The organism is Acinetobacter sp. 809848 (assembly GCF_000581275.1).
Taxonomy (GTDB): domain Bacteria; phylum Pseudomonadota; class Gammaproteobacteria; order Pseudomonadales; family Moraxellaceae; genus Acinetobacter; species Acinetobacter pittii.
The window spans coordinates 1-3,382 of the sequence record NZ_JEXG01000081.1 but is presented as its reverse complement, the minus strand read 5'-3'; the positions used below and the strand labels follow the sequence as shown (position 1 = coordinate 3,382).

The following is a 3,382-nucleotide window of genomic DNA, read 5'->3' as shown; positions in this document are numbered from 1 at the left end:
GTTTTAAATTAGATCATTAAAAAGTAAGGATAAATAATGAATGAGTTATTGTTAAATTGGGGTTTATAACGGGATTGAATTTTATATAGATATATTAGTTTTAACAGGTAAGATGAGAATATAAAAATGGTAAATGATGAAATTAATGATGTAGAAAGTTTTTCTTAGAATTACTACTAAATTTACAATCACAATAAGTCACCGATACCTTTAAACCTATTATTTATACTTCTCGCGATAAGCTTTCTGCTCCGAATAATTCAACAAAAAAGAGCTGATAAATTATTGCTTGCTTTTTATTCTATTTATTTCAATTTATAAAAAATATATAATATTCTCAATAGTTTTCTAATTATCTATTACATTCAATCAAGATCATATATTTTCAATAAAGAGAATAAAATGCAAGACCAAGCTTTAACCTCTCTTCCTCAAGATTTAAATGAGGATCAAAATATTACAACTCCACCAATTTCACACTCAGGAATTCATCATTTTAAGTTTCATGGGAATGCCTCAGAATATTTTGGAATCTGGATCGTTAATATTCTTTTGACTATTATTACTTTAAGCTTCTATGCGCCTTGGGCTAAAGTTCGTCGCTTACGCTATTTCTATGGCAATACAGAATTTTTTGAACGTCGCTTTGATTTTACAGGCATTCCAACCAAGATTTTGATTGGACGTTTAATTGCATTAGGAATTTACGTCGTATTTGCAATTTCCTCACAGTATTCAATGATTGCGACTGTGGTTGGACTAGTTGCGCTATATGCAGCAGTACCTTGGCTAATTCGCGCTACTTTGCGTTTTACTGCAAGAAATAGTAAGTTCGGCAACGCACGTTTTTATTTTGGTGGAACAATAAAAGAATCTTATAAAGTCTTTCTTTTGAGTATATTGGTATATATTTTCACTCTAGGAATCTTTACACCTGTAGCTATTTGGCTATATAAAAAATATTATCTTAACAACTTATATGCTGGACAATTAAATTTTAAATTAAACGCGAAATGGTCTGCATATATGGCTGCAGTTTATATACCAGTTTTTATTGCAATTGGTATAATTTCTATTTTTTCAATCATTTACTTTGCTATGGCAGGAACAATTTCTGGGTTCTCACCAAACGCTATATTCTTTGGAATATTTACGGTATATGCATTTATTGGATTATTTATTTATCCATTAATTGCTGCACGTATTTTTATTACGACATGGAACAATACTACAGTTGGAAACAGTCAATTTAAAACAGACTGTAATCAATGGCGTTTTGCATGGATTGTAGCATCGAACTGGATTGTAAAAATCTTATCCATAGGTTTAATGTCTGCTTGGGCTGCAGTTCGTATTCACAAATATCAGATTGAATCGATGAGTTTAGTTTTATTAGATGATCCAGATCAAATGATGAATCTAGCTCAACAAGAGCAAAGTGCTTTAGCTGAAGAAATCAGTGATATTTTTGATATCGACATCTCTTTATAACAATCTGAGTTAATAATTTATGTCCCACGCAGTAGATATCACTTTCTATGATGGCCTAGTGTCTAAACCATACCCTGCTCAGATTTCAGCTCAATCTGAATCTGAGGTTCTAATTCGGTATGGTGAGCAATTAGAACTTCAGCGTCATTATCAATATACTGATATGAAATTGATTGGTGCGCTGGGACAGTTACACCCAGTAATTGAATTATCTGATGATGCACGAATTGAATTTCATAGTGCATTACCTGAATGGTTTAATTACACAACTAAAAAGGTTCAACATTCGATCTGGAAATTTGAACGCTCTCCGGGTCTTATTCTTTTTAGTGTAATTTTTGTGATTACTTTTGCGATCAGTCTAGTCAAATGGGGTGTTCCAGCCACATCCCATTATCTTGCTTTTCAATTGCCTGAGAATACTTTAAAGAAACTAGGTGATGAAGCCGAGAATTATGTATTAAATAATTGGACTGCACCCAGCCAATTAGCACAAACTCAAAAAGACCAAATTACTAAACAGTATTTGAATACTGTTGCTGAAAACAAACCAGCCAAATTAGTCTTCCGTAAAGGCGATCAGTTAGGGGCTAATGCTGTAGCGCTACCCAATAATACGATTATTATCACAGATGAACTAATCAAATTGGCACATACGAATCAGGAAATCTTAGGCGTATTAGCCCATGAACAAGGCCATTTGGTTTATCGCCATAGTTTGCAACAAGGGTTAACGAGTTTAGGTCTAAGTATATTATACATTGCAATGACAGGAGATAATTCAGACTTATTTACGTCCTTACCTGCCGCTATGATTGGTGCAAATTATTCACGTAAATTTGAGTCCGAAGCCGATCTATATGCTTTACAGCTGATGGATAGGAAGCATATCGAAGTCTCTCACTTCGCAAATTTCTTACAACGTTTAAGCGATACAACGGAAGAAGGTCTCGATAAGAAAAATCAGTCCACCCCACCAACTTCTCAAGAAGAATCTTCAGCTAATAAACTATCTACAGCTGTTCTTGATGCTTTATCCTCTCATCCTGCAACCGAAGAGCGTATTCGAATGGTTCATGATTTTGAGAAAAAACAGAAAGGTGCATAAAATAATTTATAGGTACACAGAGTCTATCTAGAAAATTTATGGTCTTTAGGAAGTGGAGCATCACATGGTTGATCCGTCTTTACATTGACCATTTTCACAGGCCCATCATTGTAGATTGTTACCTTACAGCCTTTTACGACATATTCTTGTTGAATGCCACCATACATTTCATCCTCAGAAATAGCAGATGCAACATCACATGCCTCGTCAGCACGGCATGCAGTCTCCCCTCCACCAGCCTCTACAGCTTCTGCTCCAGCCGCTTCCATTGCATCTACAGCACTCTCCTGTACTTCAGCATCTACAGCCTGTATTTTTGCTGCATATGTATTTGAAAGATTCATCATAAGAAAAATTGCAAAAAAGAACTTACTACTGTGATTTATTAAATTCATGAATTATCCATATCTCTTAATTTAAATTTGGTACATATCAGTCAATTTTACTTTGCAAGTTAGTGATGCAAAGGAATTAGTATTATAAGGAGCTATTCTACCCATAATTATACATATAGCAGCAATAGTTGCCCCGAAAGAATTCATCAAACAATTACAAGATATTGACCATTATGATGGTGCATTAACTACACAATATAAAATTAAACTGAAATCAAAATCTGTCTAACGCAATCCAAATTTTTATGTGGGGTAGAATGAGGGGTAAAATAATAGATATAAAAAAAAGCCCCAGCTTTTAACAGGGGCTTTTCGAATTTGGCGGAAGCGGTGAGATTCGAACTCACGGAGGACTCACACCCTCGTCGGTTTTCAAGACCGGTGCATT

Annotated in this window: 3 protein-coding genes; 2 read left to right on the top strand and 1 reads right to left on the bottom strand. The window is 34.5% G+C overall.

Features of this window, described 5'->3' with window-relative positions:
* The first annotated feature begins 402 nt into the window (after positions 1-402).
* On the top strand, positions 403-1,491 hold the full coding sequence (locus J536_RS23515; RefSeq protein ID WP_032064156.1) for a YjgN family protein: 1,089 nt from the start codon (positions 403-405) through the stop codon (positions 1,489-1,491).
* A 19-nt stretch (positions 1,492-1,510) separates the two neighbouring features.
* A complete protein-coding gene (locus J536_RS23510) occupies positions 1,511-2,599 on the top strand; it encodes a M48 family metallopeptidase (protein WP_032064155.1) in 1,089 nt (362 codons plus the stop codon).
* A 23-nt stretch (positions 2,600-2,622) separates the two neighbouring features.
* Here J536_RS23510 and J536_RS23505 read toward each other — a convergent pair whose 3' ends face one another.
* Positions 2,623-2,946 carry a hypothetical protein gene (locus J536_RS23505; RefSeq protein ID WP_081404200.1) on the bottom strand — a complete coding sequence of 108 codons (324 nt, stop codon included), beginning with the start codon at positions 2,944-2,946 and terminating at the stop codon, positions 2,623-2,625.
* Positions 2,947-3,382 lie beyond the last annotated feature (436 nt).

Coding starts and splice junctions, on each gene's coding strand:
- J536_RS23510 (WP_032064155.1), top strand. CDS start 1,511: ATGTCCCACGCAGTAGATATCACTTTCTATGATGGCCTAGTGTCTAAA.
- J536_RS23515 (WP_032064156.1), top strand. CDS start 403: ATGCAAGACCAAGCTTTAACCTCTCTTCCTCAAGATTTAAATGAGGAT.
- J536_RS23505 (WP_081404200.1), bottom strand. CDS start 2,946: ATGATGAATCTTTCAAATACATATGCAGCAAAAATACAGGCTGTAGAT.